This is a genomic window from Pseudomonas sp. FG35, from assembly GCF_057809295.1.
The window spans coordinates 1-17,160 of the sequence record NZ_JBMDJR010000006.1; the positions used below are offsets into that span (position 1 = coordinate 1).

Sequence of the window (17,160 nt, forward strand, 5' to 3'; positions counted from 1 at the left end):
TGATGACGGCGCCGTTGCTCAAGGTCACGGTCACCGGAGTGCCGGCGGCGTTGGTGAGGGTAGCTGTGTAGACGATCGAACCGCCTTCAGCGACAGTGCCGGTCGCGCTCAGGGTCAGATTGGTGGTGTCGGCAACGTCTGTAACCGTGGTCGATACCGGAGTCTTGTCGGCCACCAGGTTTTCGTAGTTACCACCCGAAACGCCCGTGATCGAGTTGGTCAGCGGTGCATGGCCGGTCAGCACATCGTTCGGTGCGGTAGTGGTGATGGTACCGGTGGTCTTGCCGACTTCAATGGTGATGGTCTGGCCGTTGGCCAAAGTGACAGTCACCGGCGAGCCGGTCACTGGCGCGCCCACCGTCGCGGTGTAGGTGACGGTGCCGCCTTCAGCCACCGATGTATCGGCACTCAGCTTCACGGTCGAGGTGTCGATGGTATCGGTCACTTCCGTGACGGCAGGAACGGTGCTCGGAACCAGATTCTCGAAGTTGCCGCCGGACGCATCCTTGATGGTCACTTCGACTTTGCCGGCGTCCTTGTAGACGTCGTCGGCTGGCGCCGGAACCGTCACGGTGCCGGTAGTTTTGCCAGCTTCGATGGTGATGACGGAGCCGTTGCTCAACGTCACGGTCACTGGTGTGCCCGCAGGATTGGTCAAGGTCGCGGTGTAAACAATCGAACCACCCTCGGCGACGGTGCCAGTGGCGCTCAGCGTCAGGTTGGTGATGTCGGCAACGTCGGTAACCGTGGTCGAAACCGGAGTTTTGTCGGCCACGAGGTTTTCGTAATTACCGCCGGAAACGCCGGTGATCGAGTTGGTCAGCGGTGCGTTGCCAGCCAATGCGTCATTCGGCGCGGTGGTGGTCACGGTGCCGGTGGTCTTGCCGACTTCGATGGTGATGGTCTGACCGTTGGCCAAAGTGACAGTCACCGGCGAACCGGTGACTGGTGCGCCAACCGTAGCGGTATAGGTAACGGTGCCGCCTTCTGCAACCGAAGAATCAGCCGTCAGTTTGACCGTCGACGTGTCGATGGTGTCAGTCACTTCGGTGACAGCGGGAACAGTGCTTGGCACCAGGTTCTCGAAGTTGCCGCCAGTGGCGTCCTTGATGGTGACTTCGATTTTGCCGGCGTCTTTGTAGACGTCATCGGCTGGCGCCGGAACGGTCACGGTGCCGGTAGTTTTACCCGCCTCGATGGTGATGACGGAGCCGTTGCTCAACGTCACGGTCACCGGGGTGCCGGCAGGATTGGTCAGGGTTGCGGTGTAAACGATCGAACCGCCCTCGGCCACGGAACCGGTCGCGCTCAGCGACAGGTTGGTGGTGTCGATGGAGTCGGTGACGGTGGTGGTCGCTGGCGTCGTGTTCGGCACCAGATTCTCGAAATTGCCGCCGGTGGCACCGGTAATCGTGGTGCTGACAGTGCCGCCGTTGTTGTAGACGTCATTCGGTGCGGTCGGCACGTTGACGCTGCCGGTGGTCTGGCCAGCGCCGATGGTAATCGTCGAGCCGTTCGACAGGGTGACGGTCACCGGGGTCTGCGCCGGGTTGGTCAGGGTCGCGGTGTAGGTGATCTGGCCACCTTCGACCACGGTGCCGGTGGCAGTCAGGGTCAGGCCGGTGGTGTCGATCGAGTCGGTGATGGTGGTCACCGCCGGTGTCGGGTTCGGCACCAGGTTTTCGAAGTTGCCGCCGGTGGCTCCGGTGATGGTGGTGGTGACAGTGCTGCCGTTGTTATAGACGTCATTCGGCGCGGTCGGCACGTTGACGGTGCCGGTGGTCTGGCCGGCGCCGATGGTGATGGTCGAGCCATTGGACAGGGTAACGGTCACCGGCGTCTGCGCCGGGTTGGTCAGCGTGGCGGTGTAGGTGATCTGGCCACCTTCGGTCACGCTTGGGCCGGCCGTCAGGGTGACGGTGGTGGTGTCGATGGTGTCGGTGACCTGAGTCGTGGCCGGGGTGGTCGGCGGGGTCACGGTGATGCCGCTGCCGCCGGTGGTGCCGGTGACGGTCACGTCGATCTGGGTCGGGTCGTTATAAACAGTGTCGTTCGGTGCCAGGGGCACGTTGGCGGTGCCAGTGGTGGAACCGGCCGGAATCACGATCACCGCGCCGTTGGACAGGGTGATGGTCAGGTCGGTCAGCGGCGCCTGGGTCAGGGTCGCGGTGTACACCAGCACACCGCCGGCTTCGGTGATGCTCGGCGTGGCGCTGAGGCTCAGGGTCGATTCGCGCAGGGCGTTGGCGGTGGTGTCGGTGTTCTGCCCGCCGGTGATGTTTTGCGCGGCCTGGCCTGCAGCGTTGATGCCCGCAGTCGGGAAACCGATGGTTGGGTCGACGCGGCCGGCGGTCGCATCGAGCATCACGAAGCTGTGGCCGCCACCAGCGGCACCGCCAGTCCCAGCGGCGCTCGGGCCGGCTGCGGTGGATTCAAGGGCGGTAGTCGGGTCGACACCGGCGGCGATGGCTTGTTGCAGCTCTTCCACCGACGGCGCGGCTTGCGCGGTGGCTTCGGCCAGGTCAGTGCTGGAATCCGGAGTGTCGGCGCTCCACTGAGTGTCGCGGCCCAGATCGATCGTGCGGCCATCGGCCAGTTCGAGGGACACGGCGCCGGAAACGCCGGTGTCGACCTGATCGCCGGCAAACAGCCGGTCGCCTTCAACGAGTACGCGACGGACGCCCTCTGGGGACACCACGAAAACCTGACCGACAATGCTTTTGACGATGGCAACAACACTGCTCATTGAAGACTCTCCGGGTGTCACGTTCAGTTGACTTCCATAGACCTGATGGCGATCTGCGCCGATTCAGTCTGGACGTACTTTAAAAAAAGGTGAAACAAAGTTGACGCTGGCATTCGTCAATATTTTGGCTAGATTCTTTCGCTATTAACTTTATGCCAAACTATTGACCTTCTGGGTGCCATCCTAAACAATCGCCCCAGTAATGTCACATTGATATTTATGCGGCGACCTGCCCTTCAGCGTGTGATCCAGTTCCGGTTTTAAACTTTCCGACATACGGTCATTCCGGTTGCCATCTTCCGACGCAGCTCACCAATTTGCTGTGATTCAAGACAAGAAGTTCTGGGAAATCTTTACCATGCGTTCGCACCTGTTCAAGGCTCTACCCTTCGCTCTCGCCGCGTCTTTCGTCCAAGCACAATCCTTACCAGAAGCCATGCAGCAGGCGCTGGATGTCCATCCGGAAATCCAGGCAGGGGTCAACAGCCGACTGGCCGCGGATTATCAATTAAAGGCTGCAAAAGGTGGATACCTGCCCAAGGTCGATCTGCTGGGCGGTTATGGCCGTGAAGGCACCGACAGCGTCACCACCCGTGCCAATGGTGGCGGCAATCACTGGGAAACCCTGAACCGCAGTGAGTCAAGTTTACGTCTGTCGCAAATGGTTTTTGACGGTTTTGCGACGTCCAGCGAAGTGGGGCGTCAACAAGCCACCGTCAACTCCCGCGCGTATTCCCTGCTCGGCACTTCCGAACGCACCGCGCTGACCGTGGCCCAGGTTTACCTGGATGTACTGACCCGTCGCGAGTTCGTGCGTCTGGCCGAAGAAAACCTCAAGAGCCATCAGCGCATCTACGACCAGATCCAGTTGCGCACCCAGCGCGGCGTCGGCAGCGGTGCCGACCTTGACCAGGCCGAAGCGCGGATGGCCCAGGCCCGCAACAACCTGATCACCGAGCAGACCAACCTCGCCGACTCGGAAACCAACTTCCTCAGTGCCGTCGGCCAGATGCCCGATCAACTGGAGCGTCCGGCGCCGTTCATGGCGATGATGCCGGCCAACCTGAATGAAGCGCGCCAGCAAATGCTGGAAAACAGCCCGATCCTGCGCTCGGCCGAGTCCGATATCGCCGCGGCCGAGAAGCAGTACGAGACCGCCAAGTCGACCTTCTACCCGCGCTTCGACGCCGAGCTGGGCCGCACTGCCGACAACGACCTCGATGGCCAGAACGGTCACAACAACGAATGGCAGGCCATGCTGCGCATGCGCTTCAACCTGTATTCGGGCGGCAGCAACAAGGCGGACCTGGAGTCCAAGTCCTACCTGTCGAACCAGGCGCTGGACATCCGCAACAACGCCTTGCGCCAATTGAATGAAGAACTGGGCCTGGCCTGGAACGCCCTGAACAACGCCAACGCCCAAGTGCCGATCGCTCAGCAGTACGTTGATCACAGCACCTCGGTGCGCACCGCTTACCAGCGTCAGTTCAGCCTCGGTGAACGCACCCTGCTGGATTTGCTCGACAGCGAAAACGAGTTGTTCACCGCTTCGCGCCGTCTGGCCGAGATCAAAAACATTCAGTTATTTACTCAGTATCGAATCAAGGCGACCATGGGCGAGTTACTCAAGAGCCAGGGAGTGGTCGCACCCTTGGCATCCGTTGTGCAGAACGACGTGAAGCCCAAGGTCCAGCTGCCTGGGATGAATTGAGTTGTCCCTTTTCAACTGCTAAAGAGTGTCGAGCGTGGAATCAGAAGTCAGTCGAGTTCATCTCAGTCATGATCCACGCGCGTTGCACGACGATCCGTTACTGGATGGTCTGCTCGCTCTCTGCATGCTGCATCAGAAACCCGCCAGCGCGGCCATGCTGACCACCGGCCTGCCGCTGCCAAAACAACGCCTGAGTGTCGAGCTGCTGCCCCGTGCAGCGGCGCGCGCCGGGCTGCAAGGGCGAGTCCTGCAACGCAAGCTTGAAGAAATTCCGGCGATTGCCATGCCGGCGCTGTTGCTGCTCAAGGATGGCCGCAGTGCCGTCCTGCTCGGCTGGCAGGGTGAGAACGAAGCGCGGGTGCTGCTCAGCGAAAGCGACGGCGGCGAGTCTCTGGTCAGCCGCGAACTGCTGGCCGACGACTACACCGGCAAAGTGTTCTTCGCCCAGCCCCAGCACAAATTCGACGTCAACCACGGCACGCTGATCCCGCGTGCACGCTCGTGGTTTCGCGACACCCTCAAGCGTTCGCGCTGGCTGTACGCCGACGCCATCGCTGCCAGTTTCCTGATCAACATCATCGCCATGGCCGCGCCGCTGTTCGTGATGAACGTCTACGACCGCGTGGTGCCGAACCAGGCCGAAGCGACCCTGTGGGTGCTCGCACTGGGCATCACCGGCGCCTACCTGTTCGACCTGATCCTCAAGAGCCTGCGCAGCCTGTGCCTGGATCTGGCCGGCAAGAAAACCGACCTGATCATCTCCGCCACGCTGTTCGAACGCATCGTCGGCATGGCCATGAAATACCGCCCGGCGCGGGTCGGCAGCTTTGCCCAGAACATCCACGAGTTCCAGAGTCTGCGCGACTTCCTCGCGTCGCTGACCCTGACCAGCCTGATCGACCTGCCGTTCACCCTCCTGATCTTCATTGTCATCGCGATACTCGGCGGGCATCTGGTGTGGATTCCGGTGCTGGCCTTCCCGATTGCGCTGTTGATCGGCTACGCGTTGCAGAAGCCGCTGGTGGCAACCATGGAACGCACCATGGCCCTCGGCGCCGAGCGTCAGTCGAGCCTGATCGAAACCCTCGCCGGCCTCGACGCGGTGAAGGTCAACAACGCCGAAAGCGAACGCCAGTACCAGTGGGAGCAAACCATCGGCACCCTCAGCCGTCTTGAGCTGCGGGTGAAAATGCTCTCCGGTCTGGCGATGAACATCACCCTGCTGATCCAGCAACTGGCCGGCGTGATCATGATCGTCTTCGGCGTGTACCAGATCATCGCCGGCAACCTGAGCATGGGCGGCCTGATCGCCTGCTACATGCTCAGTGGCCGCGCCCTCAGCCCGCTGGCGTCGCTGTCCGGTCTGCTGACCCGCTACCAGCAGGCGCGGGTGACCATGACCTCGGTCGACCAGATGATGGAGTTGCCGCAAGAGCGCAATTTCGAAGAGCGCCCGCTGAGCCGCAAGGTGCTGCAAGGCGCGATCGAATGCCGCCAGCTCAGCTTCACCTACCCGGAGCAACAGAATCCGGCGCTGAAGAACATCAACCTGGTGATCCGTCCCGGCGAGAAGATCGGCATCATCGGCCGCAGCGGCTCGGGCAAAAGTTCGCTGGCGAAATTGCTGGTCGGCCTCTATCAGCCGGACGACGGTGCGTTGCTGGTGGACGGCGTCGACATCCGCCAGATCGACGTCAGCGAGTTGCGCTACAACATCGGCTACGTGCCGCAGGACATCCAGCTGCTGGCCGGCACCTTGCGCGACAACTTGATTTCCGGCGCCCGTTACGTCGAAGACGAACTTGTCTTGCAGGCCGCTGAACTGGCCGGCGTCCACGAATTCGCCCGACTGCACCCGCAGGGTTATGAACTGCAAGTCGGCGAGCGTGGACAGAACCTGTCCGGCGGTCAGCGCCAGAACGTTGCCCTGGCTCGGGCGCTGTTGCTCAATCCGCCGATCCTGTTGCTCGACGAACCGACCAGCGCCATGGACAACACCGGCGAAGAACGCCTCAAGCAACGCCTCGCGGCGGTGGTGGAAAACAAGACCGTGGTGCTGGTGACGCACCGGGCATCGCTGCTGTCGCTGGTCGACCGCCTGCTGGTGGTCGACCGTGGACAGATCCTCGCCGACGGCCCGAAAGCGGCCGTCATGGAAGCGTTGAAGAAGGGGCAGATCAGTGTTGCTTAAGTCGGGTTTCAAGGATTCGATCCGCCGCTACTTCAAAGGCTCGGCATCGCTGCAGGGCCAGCCGCTGCCGGAGGTCAACAAGGCCTTGATCGAGGACGCGCCACGCGTGGTGCGCCTGACGATCTGGGCGATCATCGGTTTCTTCGTGTTCCTGATGCTGTGGGCCAACTTCGCCGTCATCGACGAAGTGACCAAGGGCGACGGCAAGGCGATTCCTTCGTCGAAGATCCAGAAAATCCAGAACCTCGAGGGCGGGATCGTCTCCGAGCTGTTCGTCAAGGAAGGCCAGATCGTCGAGGCCGGCGCGCCGCTGGTTCGCCTGGACGACACGCGTTTTGCGTCCAATGTCGGCGAGACCGAAGCGGATCGCCTGTCGATGCTGCTGCGGGTCGAGCGCCTGAGCGCCGAGGTCGATGACCGCCCGCTGAATTTCCCCGAGGACGTGCTCAAAGCCGTGCCGGGTCAGGCCAAGAGCGAAGAGTCGTTGTACATCAGCCGTCGCCAGCAACTGCACGATGAAGTTGGGGGGTTGCAGGAACAGTTGATCCAGCGTCAGCAAGAGCTGCGCGAATTCACCTCGAAACAGGCGCAGTACCGCCAGCAACTCGGCCTGCAACGCCAGGAAATCAACATGTCCGAGCCGCTGGTGGCCCAGGGCGCGGTATCGCCGGTGGAAGTGCTGCGACTCAAGCGTGCCGAAGTGGAAACCCGTGGTCAGCTCGACGCCACCACCCTGGCGATCCCGCGTGCTGAGTCGGCGATCAAGGAAGTGCAGCGCAAGATCGACGAAACGCGCGGCAAATTCCGCAGCGAAGCCCTGACTCAGCTCAACGAAGCGCGCACCGATCTGAACAAGGCCCAGGCCACCGGCAAGGCGCTGGAAGACCGGGTCAGCCGTACACTCGTCACTTCGCCGGTGCGGGGTATCGTCAACAAGATGCTGGTCAACACCATCGGCGGTGTGATCCAGCCGGGCAGCGACCTGCTGGAAATCGTCCCGCTGGACGACACCTTGCTGGTCGAAGCGAAGATTCGTCCGCAGGACATCGCGTTCTTGCATCCGGGCCAGGAAGCCACGGTGAAATTCACCGCGTATGACTACACCATCTACGGCGGTCTGAAGGCGAAGCTGGAGCAGATCGGCGCCGACACCATCACCGACGAAGACAAGAAAACCACCTACTACATCATCAAACTGCGCACCGAACGCAGCCATCTCGGCACTGACGAGAAGCCTTTGCTGATCATCCCGGGGATGGTGGCGTCGGTGGACATCATCACCGGCAAGAAGACCGTGCTGAGCTATCTGCTCAAACCGATCATCCGCGCGCGGGCCGAGGCGTTGCACGAGCGGTAAAGCTTCACGGACGCCTCCGCGGGATTCGCGGAGGTGTTCGTCGCACCAACGCATTCCGTCCAGAAGTGACACAAATGGTCACTCACCATCCAGTCCATTCCTAAGCAATCGCCATATCGTTATTCGTTAACGGTATTTAATTTCCAATTCTTATAGCTATAAAGTCAGCCTCCTGCGTACCTGCCGACCAATCGGCGCGCCGCACGACACGAACCAACACGCAATCCAGCGTGAGTTTCTGATCGACGCGCGCGCCCATGAGCGCGCCGTGCGTGGGAGATTGATTGATGTCCGCAGCTACTGCTACCCCAAGCGCCGCGACTGCCGCGCCGCAAACCTTCGAGATCCGCCCGTTCAGCGGTGCCGTCGGCGCCGAAATCATCGGCCTCGACCTGACCCGTCCGGTCAACGATGAAGACTTCGCCCGCATCCACCGCGCGCACCTCGATCACCATGTCGTGGTGTTCCGCGACCAGCGCATCACCCCGCAACAGCAGATTGATTTCAGCCGCCGCTTCGGCGTGTTGCAGATCCACGTGCTCAAGCAGTTCCTGCTGGCCAATCACCCGGAAATCCTCATTGTTTCCAACATCGTCGAAAACGGCCAGAACATCGGCCTCGGCGATGCCGGCAAATTCTGGCACTCGGACCTTTCCTATAAAGAGCTGCCGAGCCTCGGCTCGATGCTGCACGCCCAGGAGCTGCCGTCCGAAGGCGGCGACACCCTGTTCGCCGACATGCACAAAGCCTGGGACAGCCTGCCCGACGCGCTGCGCAAAGCCGTCGAAGGCCGCTCGGCTGCGCATTCCTATACCGCGCGTTACAGCGAAACCAAATTCGAAGGCAACTGGCGCCCGACCCTGACCCCGGAGCAACTGGCCCAGGTCGCCGAGGTCGTGCACCCGGTGGTCCGCACCCACCCGGAAAACGGCCGCAAGGCGTTGTTCGTCAGCGAAGGTTTCACCACCCGCATCGTCGGCCTGCCGGAAGACGAGAGCAAACAACTGCTTGATGAGCTCTACGCCCACAGCGTGCTGCCGCAGAACATCTATCGCCATCAATGGCAGCCCCACGACCTGGTGTTCTGGGACAACCGCTCGCTGATCCACCTTGCCGCCGGTTGCCCTGCGCACCTGCGCCGCAAGCTGTATCGCACCACCATCCAGGGCGACGCGCCTTTCTGATTTGCCGGAGATCCGATCATGTCCAAACGTCTTCCATTCGCACCGCTGGCGGCGGCCATCGGCCTCGGTTTCAGCCTGATCGCCGGCAGCCTGGTGGCGCCGACCGTGGCCCACGCCGAAGGTGAAATCCGCATCGCCGAACAGTTCGGCATTGTCTATTTATTGCTCAACGTGGTGCGCGATCAGGGACTGATCGAGAAGTACGGCAAGCAGGAAGGCCTCGACATCAAGGTCGACTGGACCCAGTTGTCCGGCGGCGCGGCGGTCAACGATGCGCTGCTCTCCGGTTCCATCGACATTGCCGGCGCTGGCGTCGGGCCGTTGCTGACCATCTGGGATCGCACCCACGGCAAGCAGAACGTCAAAGCCGTGGCCTCGCTGGGCAACTTCCCGTACTACCTGGTCAGCAACAATCCCAAGGTCAAAACCATCGCCGACTTCACCGAGAAGGACCGCATCGCGGTGCCGGCGGTGGGCGTTTCCGTGCAGTCGCGCTTCCTGCAATACGCGGCCGCCAAGCAGTGGGGCGACAAGGAATTCAATCGCCTCGACAAATACACCATCGCTGTCCCGCACCCGGACGCCACTGCGGCGCTGATCGCCGGCGGCACCGAGCTGACCGGGCATTTCTCCAACCCGCCGTTCCAGGATCAGGCGCTGGAGAATCCAAACGTCCACGTCGTGCTTAATTCCTATGACGTGCTCGGCCCGAACTCGCCGACCGTGCTGTTCGCCACCGAGAAATTCCGCAACGAGAACCCGAAAACCTACAAGGCGTTCGTCGAAGCGCTGACCGAAGCCGCGCAATTTGCGCAGAACGATAAAGGCGCGGCGGCGGACACCTACATCCGTGTGACCAAGGCCAAGATCGACCGCGCCGCGTTGCAGAAAATCATCGACAACCCGCAGTTCGAATTCAGCGTCACGCCGAAAAACACCTACCCGCTCGCCGAATTCCTCTACCGCGTCGGCGCGATCAAGAACAAACCCGAATCGTGGAAGGACTACTTCTTCCAGGACGCCAAACCGCTGCAAGGGAGCTGATCGACATGAACGCCCCTTTGCAAGGCCACGCGGCCAGCAACCCGATCGCCACCGCGCAAGCGCTGTTGGCGGTCGACCAGGTCAGCCTCGAATACCGCACGCCGCAGCGCGTCGTGCGGGCCACCCACCAGGTCAGTTTCGAAGTCGATCAACAAGATCGCTTCGTGCTGCTCGGCCCGTCCGGCTGCGGTAAATCCACCTTGCTCAAAGCCGTCGCCGGGTTCATTACGCCGTGCGAGGGCGAGATCCGTCTGCAGGGCCAGCGCGTCGACGCGCCGGGGCCGGACCGGATCGTGGTGTTTCAGGAGTTCGATCAACTGCCTCCGTGGAAAACCGTCAAACAGAACGTGATGTTTCCGCTGCTGGCTTCGCGCACGCTGAAGAAAAAGGAAGCCGAAGAGCGCGCGCTGCATTATCTGGAAAAAGTCGGTCTGGCGGCGTTCGCCGATGCCTATCCGCACACCCTGTCCGGCGGCATGAAAGCGCGGGTGGCGATTGCCCGGGCGCTGGCGATGCAGCCGAAAATCCTGCTGATGGACGAGCCGTTCGCCGCGCTGGATGCCCTGACCCGGCGCAAGATGCAGGAGGAATTGCTGCTGCTCTGGGAGGAGGTGCGTTTCACTTTGTTGTTCGTCACCCACTCGATTGAAGAAGCGCTGGTGGTCGGCAATCGGATCCTGCTGTTGTCGCCGCATCCGGGGCGGGTGAGGGCGGAAGTGCACAGTCATCAATACGATTTGCACAGCCTCGGCAGTGTGGCGTTTCAGGAATCGGCGCGGCGCATTCACCGATTGCTGTTCGATGAAGGGCAGTCGCCGGAAACCGAGCGCGAACTGGATTTCACTGATATCCGCATCGCTTATTGAGCCGCCTGGAGGATTGCCCGATGAGCCATTCATCATCCGTACGTCAAGAATTCGAAAACGATCTGCAACCGCTGACCAGCGTCCCGGTGGAGCGCGAGTTGCCGCTGGGCCAGCGTCTGTGGCAACAGGGCTGGCTGCGCAAAAGCGTGATCCTGATTTTGCTCGCCGTGCTCTGGGAGGTTGTGGCCCGGGTGCAGAACAACGACCTGCTGCTGCCGAGCTTCTTGCAGACCAGTCACGCGCTGTATGACGGCCTGCTCAGCGGTGAATTGTTGGGCAAGGTTTGGATCTCGCTGGTGGTGCTGATCAAGGGTTACCTGATCGGCATCGTCCTCGCCTTCGCCCTGACCACGCTGGCGGTTTCGACCCAGGTCGGTCGGGACTTGCTCAGCACCCTGACCTCAATGTTCAACCCGCTGCCGGCGATTGCCCTGTTGCCGCTGGCGTTGCTGTGGTTCGGGCTGGGTCAGAACAGCCTGATATTCGTGCTGGTGCATTCGGTGTTGTGGGCGCTGGCGCTGAACACTTACGCCGGGTTTCTCGGCGTTTCGGAAACCCTGCGCATGGCCGGGCGCAACTACGGCTTGAAGGGCATGCGCTTCGTGTTGTTCATCCTGATTCCGGCGGCACTGCCGTCGATCCTCGCCGGGCTGAAAATCGGCTGGGCTTTCGCCTGGCGCACCTTGATCGCCGCCGAACTGGTGTTCGGTGCCACCAGCGGAAAGGGTGGCCTGGGCTGGTACATCTTCCAGAATCGCAATGAGTTGTACACCGACAAGGTGTTTGCCGGTCTGGCGGTGGTGATCCTCATCGGCTTGCTGGTGGAAAACCTGGTGTTCGACACGCTGGAGCGGGTGACGGTGAAACGCTGGGGGATGCAGCGCTGATTTTCTGATCTGCTAGCATTGCGTGCGAATCAATCCTGATCGGTCACGAGTGCTCAGCATGCAACTCCCGGACATGAACCTGTTGGTCGCCCTCGACGCCTTGCTTGACGAGGGCAGCGTGGTCGGCGCCGCGCGGCGGATGAACCTCAGCCCGGCGGCCATGAGCCGCACGCTGACGCGGATTCGCGAAGCCATTGGCGATCCGATTCTGGTGCGTGCCGGCCGCGGTCTGGTGCCGACGCCCAAGGCCCTGGAACTGCGCGAGCAGGTGCGGGATGTGGTCGAGCAGGCGGCGCTGCTGTTTCGCTCGGCCGATGCGGTGGAACTGGGCACGTTGCGCCGGCGCTTCAGCATTCGCGCCAACGATTTTTTCGTTGGCGTGTACGGCGGCAAGCTGTTCGACACCCTCGATCAACTGGCGCCGCACTGTGAGTTGCGTTTCGTTCCCGAGGGGGATGGCGACGATGAAGCGCTGCGCGAAGGGCGCATCGACCTGAGTGTCAGCAATACGCGCCCGGTGACGCCGGAAGTCAAAGTGCAGAACCTGTTTTCCACCCACTTCGTCGGTCTGGTGCGCGAGGATCATCCGCTGCTGGACGGCGAGATCACGGCCGAACGCTATGCCGGGTTTTCCCACATCAGCATGTCCCGCCGGGGCATCGCCCGTGGCCCCATCGACACTGCTTTGAATGCCCTGGGGTTGGAGCGGCGGGTGGCAGTGATTGCGCCGAGTTTCCACGCGGCGATGTTCGCCCTGCCGGACTCCGACCTGATCCTGCCAGTGCCCAAGGAAGCGCTGCTCAGCGTGCGGCGGCTGGGCTTGAAGCTGCGCTCGTTCGACCTGCCGATCCCGCTGCCGACGCTGATGCTGACCCAGGCCTGGCACCCGCGTTTTGACAAGGACCCGGCCCACCGCTGGCTGCGGGAAACCCTCAAGACCTGCTGCGACGAAACCTGGCTGGCGGCACAGCCCTGACAATTGCGTCCGGTGCACTTATAAACTGCCAAGAAGTCAATTTTCGTCAGCACTAAGCCCTACTACCATGCTCCGGTATTTTTCCCTCCGGAGTTTGCCTGCATGACATCCCTGACGGTCACGGCGCCGATTGCCACTGCCGCTCCGATGGCCGCCGCGCCACCGGTGTTCGGGGCGCGGATCATCATCGGTCTGGTCGGCGTGCTGCTGGCGGTGCTGGTGTCGGGTCTCAACGAGATGGTGACCAAGGTCGCCCTGGCCGACATTCGCGGCGCCCTGAGCATCGGTTACGACGAAGGCACCTGGCTGGTCGCCAGTTACACCGCGACCTCGGTGGCGGCCATGGCATTCGCGCCGTGGTGCTCGGTGACCTTTTCCCTGCGTCGCTTCACCCTGTGCGCCATCGGCGTGTTCACCCTGCTCGGGGTGCTTTGCCCGTTCGCCCCGAACTACGAAAGCCTGCTGCTGATGCGCATCCTGCAAGGCCTGGCTGGCGGTGCGTTGCCGCCGATGCTGATGACCGTTGCGCTGCGATTCCTGCCGGCCAACATCAAGCTTTACGGCCTCGCCGGTTACGCCCTGACCGCGACTTTCGGTCCCGGTCTCGGCACGCCGCTGGCCGGGTTGTGGACCGAATACGTCGGCTGGCAGTGGACGTTCTGGCAAATCATCGTGCCGTGCCTGATTGCCATGGCGATGGTTGCCTGGGGCATTCCACAGGATCCGCTGCGTCTGGAACGCCTCAATTCGTTCAACTGGAAAGGCCTGCTGCTGGGCTTTCCGGCGATCTGCATGCTGGTGATCGGCCTGTTGCAGGGCAATCGCCTGGACTGGTTCGAGTCGAACCTGATCTGCGCTTTGCTCGGCGCCGGTTCGCTGTTGCTGGTGGCGTTTCTGATCAATGAATGGTCGCAGCCGATTCCGTTTTTCAAGTTGCAGATGCTCGGCATCCGCAACCTGTCGTTCGCGCTGATGACGCTGGCCGGGGTGCTGGTTGTGCTGCTGGCGGTGGTGCTGATTCCATCGAGTTACCTGGCTCAGGTTCAGGGTTACCGGCCGGTACAGACTGCGCCGATCATGTTGATCGCGGCATTGCCGCAGTTGATCGCGCTGCCGCTGGTGGCGGCGTTGTGCAACCTGCGCTGGGTCGATTGTCGCTGGGTGCTCGGCATCGGCTTGGGCATGTTGACGCTCTCGTGTCTGGGCGGATCGCAGCTGACCTCGGAATGGATTCGCGACGATTTCTATGTCCTGCAATGGCTGCAGATTTTCGGCCAGCCGATGGCGGTGCTGCCGTTGCTGATGCTGTCGACCGGCAGCATCCAGCCACAGGACGGGCCTTTCGCCTCGGCGTGGTTCAACACCGTAAAAGGTCTGGCGGCGGTGGTCGCCACCGGCGTGATCGAGGCGCTGACCACTTCGCGCCTGCATTTTCACTCGACGATGCTGGTCGATCGCCTCGGCAACTCGCCGCTGGCCGCCAGCAACGACCCCGGCCTCGCCCATCGCCTGCACGAACAGGCGGTGGTGCTGACTTCTTCGGATCTTTATCTGTGCATGGCCGGCGTCGCGGTGGCGCTGATCCTGCTGATTCTCTGGCTGCCGACGCGGATCTATCCGCCTCGCGCGCCAACCTGACTGGAACAGAAGGTTTTTTATGACGACTCAAGCAAAGCAAAAACTCGCGGTGGCTGTGGCCGCTGCGCTGGCGGTCGGTGTGCTGGTGTATCTGGCGATGCCCGGCCTGTTCGGCAAGCGCACTCAGCAGAACACCAACGACGCGTTCGTCTCCGCCGATTTCACCCTGGTGGTGCCGCGTGTGGCGGGGTTCATCAAAGAGGTGCTGGTGGAAGACAACCAGCAGGTCAAGGCCGGGCAGTTGCTGGCGCTGATCGATGACCGCGACTTGCGCGCCGCTGCCGAAGCCGCCGATGCGCAAACCCTGGTCGCCCGCGCGCAGTTGCAGAACGCCAAGGCCACCCTTGAGCGCCAGTCCTCGGTGATCGCTCAGGCGCAGGCGTCGGTGGTGTCGGCCAAGGCTGAAATGGCTTTCGCCCAGCAGGAATTGAACCGCTATAGCCACTTGGCTGGCGTCGGTGCAGGCACCGTGCAGAACGCGCAACAGGCGCGCACCCGGATCGATCAGGCCTCTGCGCGGCTGGACACGGCCACCGCGAAACTGGCAGCGGAACGCAAGCAGGTGGAAATCCTCACGGCGCAGCGCGATGCCGCCGAAGGCAGTTTGAAACACGCGCAGGCCGCGCTGGAAATCGCCAGTTTCGAGCTGTCCTACACGCGCATCACCGCGCCCCAGGACGGCATGATCGGCGAGCGTGCCGTACGGGTCGGCGCCTACGTGACACCGGGTAGCAAGCTGCTGGCGGTGGTGCCGTTGAAGCAGGCCTATGTGGTCGCCAACTTCCAGGAAACCCAGCTCACCGACGTGCAGCCGGGGCAGGACGTTGTGGTGCGGGTCGACAGCCTCGGCGGCGAAGCCCTCACCGGCCGCGTCGAGAGCATTGCCCCAGCGACCGGCGTGACCTTCGCGGCGGTCAAACCGGACAACGCCACCGGCAACTTCACCAAGGTTGTGCAGCGAATTCCGGTGAAGGTTCTGCTGGATCCGGGTCAGCCGCTGGCCGAACGCTTGCGGGTGGGGATGTCGGTGGAGGCGAGCATTGATACCAAAAGCTCAGCGACGTCGGTGCGTGAGGTGACGCAGCGATGAAGCGCTTTCAGTCCCTGACAGTGGTCCTGAGTCTGTCGGCATTGGCGGCCTGCACCGTCGGCCCGGACTTCCAGAAACCCCAAGCCACGCAGATTGCCGAGTGGGCAAAGCCCTCAAAAACCGCCGTCAGCCAGGCCGTCAGCGAACCCTTGAACGAGCGCTGGTGGGAAGTCTTTCACGACGCGCAACTCTCGGCCCTGACCCAGCGCGCCTCGCGCAGCAACCTTGACCTGCAACTGGCCAGCAGCCGCCTGCAACAAAGCCGCGCCGCCCGTCAGGTGATCACCGCCGACCGTTATCCTACGACCGCCGCCACCGGCAGCTATGCCCGCAAACGCAACAGCGGCGAAGGCCTGAACGACCCGTCCGGGCACAATGGCGATTCGGCCTTCAACCTGTGGGATGCCGGTTTCTCGGCCTCCTGGGAGCTGGATTTCTGGGGCCGCGTGCGCCGGGAGACCGAAGCCGCCGATGCCAACCTCGAAGTCGCGGAAAACGACCGTCGCGGCGTGCTGTTGGCGGTACTCGCGGACACCGCGCAGAACTACATCCAGCTGCGCGGCGTACAGAACACCCGCGCGGTCACCGAGCAGAACCTCGATGTGGCGCGACACAGCCTGAAGCTTTCACAACTGCGCCTCAACGACGGCGTGGCCACCGATCTCGACGTCGCCGAAGCGGCCGCGCAAGTGGCGGCCATCGAATCGCGGCTGCCGGCACTGGAGCAGCGTCAGGCGCAACTGATCAATGCCATCAGCCTGTTGATGGGCGAACCGCCGCAGGCCCTGACCAAAGAGTTATCCACAGATGCGCCAGTGCCACAGTCGCCGCTGACAGTCGCCATCGGCCTGCCGTCGCAACTGGCTGAACGCCGCCCGGACATCCGCCAGGCCGAAGCCCGGTTGCATGCCGCCACCGCCAACATCGGCGTGGCCAAGGGCGATTTCTATCCGCGCATCACTCTGTCCGGCAATCTCGGCTCGCAAGCCATGCAGCTCAGTGATTTCGGTTCCTGGGGCTCACGCGCCTTCGGCATCGGCCCGCAATTCAGCCTGCCGCTGTTCGACGGCGGCCGCTTGCGCGGCGTGCTGCAACTGCGCGAAGCCCAACAGCAGGAAGCGGCGATCGGTTATCAACAGACCGTCCTGCGCGCCTGGCACGAAATCGACGACCAGTTGACCGCCTACAACGCCAGCCAGCGCCGCCGCGACAGCCTCGCCGAAGCCGTGCGCCAGAACCAGATCGCCCTGCGTACCGCGCAACAGCAATACGTCGAAGGCGTGGTCGACTTCGTCAACGTCCTCACCGTGCAAGGCGCACTGCTCGCCACCCAGGAACAATGGGTGGAAAGCTCCACCGGCGTTTCACTGGCGATGATCGGGCTGTACCGGGCGTTGGGCGGGGGATGGGAGTCGGTGTATCCGGTGGGGGAGATGGCGCAGCGTTAATTCTCCCACCCGAATGATGGCC

General features: G+C 62.5%; 12 protein-coding genes. 11 read left to right on the top strand and 1 reads right to left on the bottom strand.

Annotated elements, in window-relative coordinates; translation table 11 throughout:
• Positions 1-2,746: retention module-containing protein (locus ACODTD_RS13410; protein WP_285357580.1), on the bottom strand; the 2,746-nt coding region annotated here is incomplete at its 3' end.
• Positions 2,747-3,104: 358 nt separating this feature from the next.
• Between ACODTD_RS13410 and ACODTD_RS13415 the strand changes: the two genes are divergently transcribed.
• The 11 genes from ACODTD_RS13415 to ACODTD_RS13465 all read left to right on the top strand — a co-directional run bounded on the left by ACODTD_RS13415 (position 3,105) and on the right by ACODTD_RS13465 (position 17,138).
• The gene (locus ACODTD_RS13415) at positions 3,105-4,457 is read left to right on the top strand and encodes a TolC family outer membrane protein (protein ID WP_011331849.1); all 1,353 of its coding nucleotides are present in this window, start codon (positions 3,105-3,107) and stop codon (positions 4,455-4,457) included.
• A gap of 34 nt (positions 4,458-4,491) precedes the next feature.
• The gene (locus ACODTD_RS13420; protein ID WP_041475100.1) at positions 4,492-6,648 is read left to right on the top strand and encodes a type I secretion system permease/ATPase; all 2,157 of its coding nucleotides are present in this window, start codon (positions 4,492-4,494) and stop codon (positions 6,646-6,648) included.
• Positions 6,638-8,005, top strand: a complete 1,368-nt coding sequence (locus ACODTD_RS13425; RefSeq protein WP_007957729.1) for an HlyD family type I secretion periplasmic adaptor subunit — start codon at positions 6,638-6,640, stop codon at positions 8,003-8,005. Before ACODTD_RS13420 ends, ACODTD_RS13425 begins: the two co-directional genes overlap by 11 nt.
• Before the next feature lie 287 nt (positions 8,006-8,292).
• Positions 8,293-9,189: a TauD/TfdA dioxygenase family protein gene (locus tag ACODTD_RS13430; RefSeq protein WP_064382651.1), complete on the top strand. Its 897-nt coding sequence runs from the start codon at positions 8,293-8,295 to the stop codon at positions 9,187-9,189.
• Between the two features lie 18 nt (positions 9,190-9,207).
• Positions 9,208-10,233, top strand: coding sequence for an ABC transporter substrate-binding protein (locus ACODTD_RS13435; protein ID WP_489104920.1), 1,026 nt, complete (start codon positions 9,208-9,210; stop codon positions 10,231-10,233).
• A gap of 5 nt (positions 10,234-10,238) precedes the next feature.
• Positions 10,239-11,099, top strand: a complete 861-nt coding sequence (locus ACODTD_RS13440; RefSeq protein WP_011331854.1) for an ABC transporter ATP-binding protein — start codon at positions 10,239-10,241, stop codon at positions 11,097-11,099.
• A gap of 20 nt (positions 11,100-11,119) precedes the next feature.
• Complete coding sequence (locus ACODTD_RS13445; RefSeq protein ID WP_011331855.1) at positions 11,120-11,986, top strand: ABC transporter permease; 867 nt, start codon at positions 11,120-11,122, stop codon at positions 11,984-11,986.
• Between the two features lie 58 nt (positions 11,987-12,044).
• Complete coding sequence (locus ACODTD_RS13450) at positions 12,045-12,962, top strand: LysR family transcriptional regulator (protein ID WP_011331856.1); 918 nt, start codon at positions 12,045-12,047, stop codon at positions 12,960-12,962.
• 102 nt (positions 12,963-13,064) lie between these two features.
• Positions 13,065-14,600 carry an MFS transporter gene (locus tag ACODTD_RS13455; protein ID WP_011331857.1) on the top strand — a complete coding sequence of 512 codons (1,536 nt, stop codon included), beginning with the start codon at positions 13,065-13,067 and terminating at the stop codon, positions 14,598-14,600.
• Positions 14,601-14,619: 19 nt separating this feature from the next.
• Positions 14,620-15,690, top strand: coding sequence for an HlyD family secretion protein (locus ACODTD_RS13460; protein ID WP_285357568.1), 1,071 nt, complete (start codon positions 14,620-14,622; stop codon positions 15,688-15,690).
• On the top strand, positions 15,687-17,138 hold the full coding sequence (locus ACODTD_RS13465; protein WP_221615587.1) for an efflux transporter outer membrane subunit: 1,452 nt from the start codon (positions 15,687-15,689) through the stop codon (positions 17,136-17,138). Before ACODTD_RS13460 ends, ACODTD_RS13465 begins: the two co-directional genes overlap by 4 nt.
• Positions 17,139-17,160: the final 22 nt, after the last annotated feature.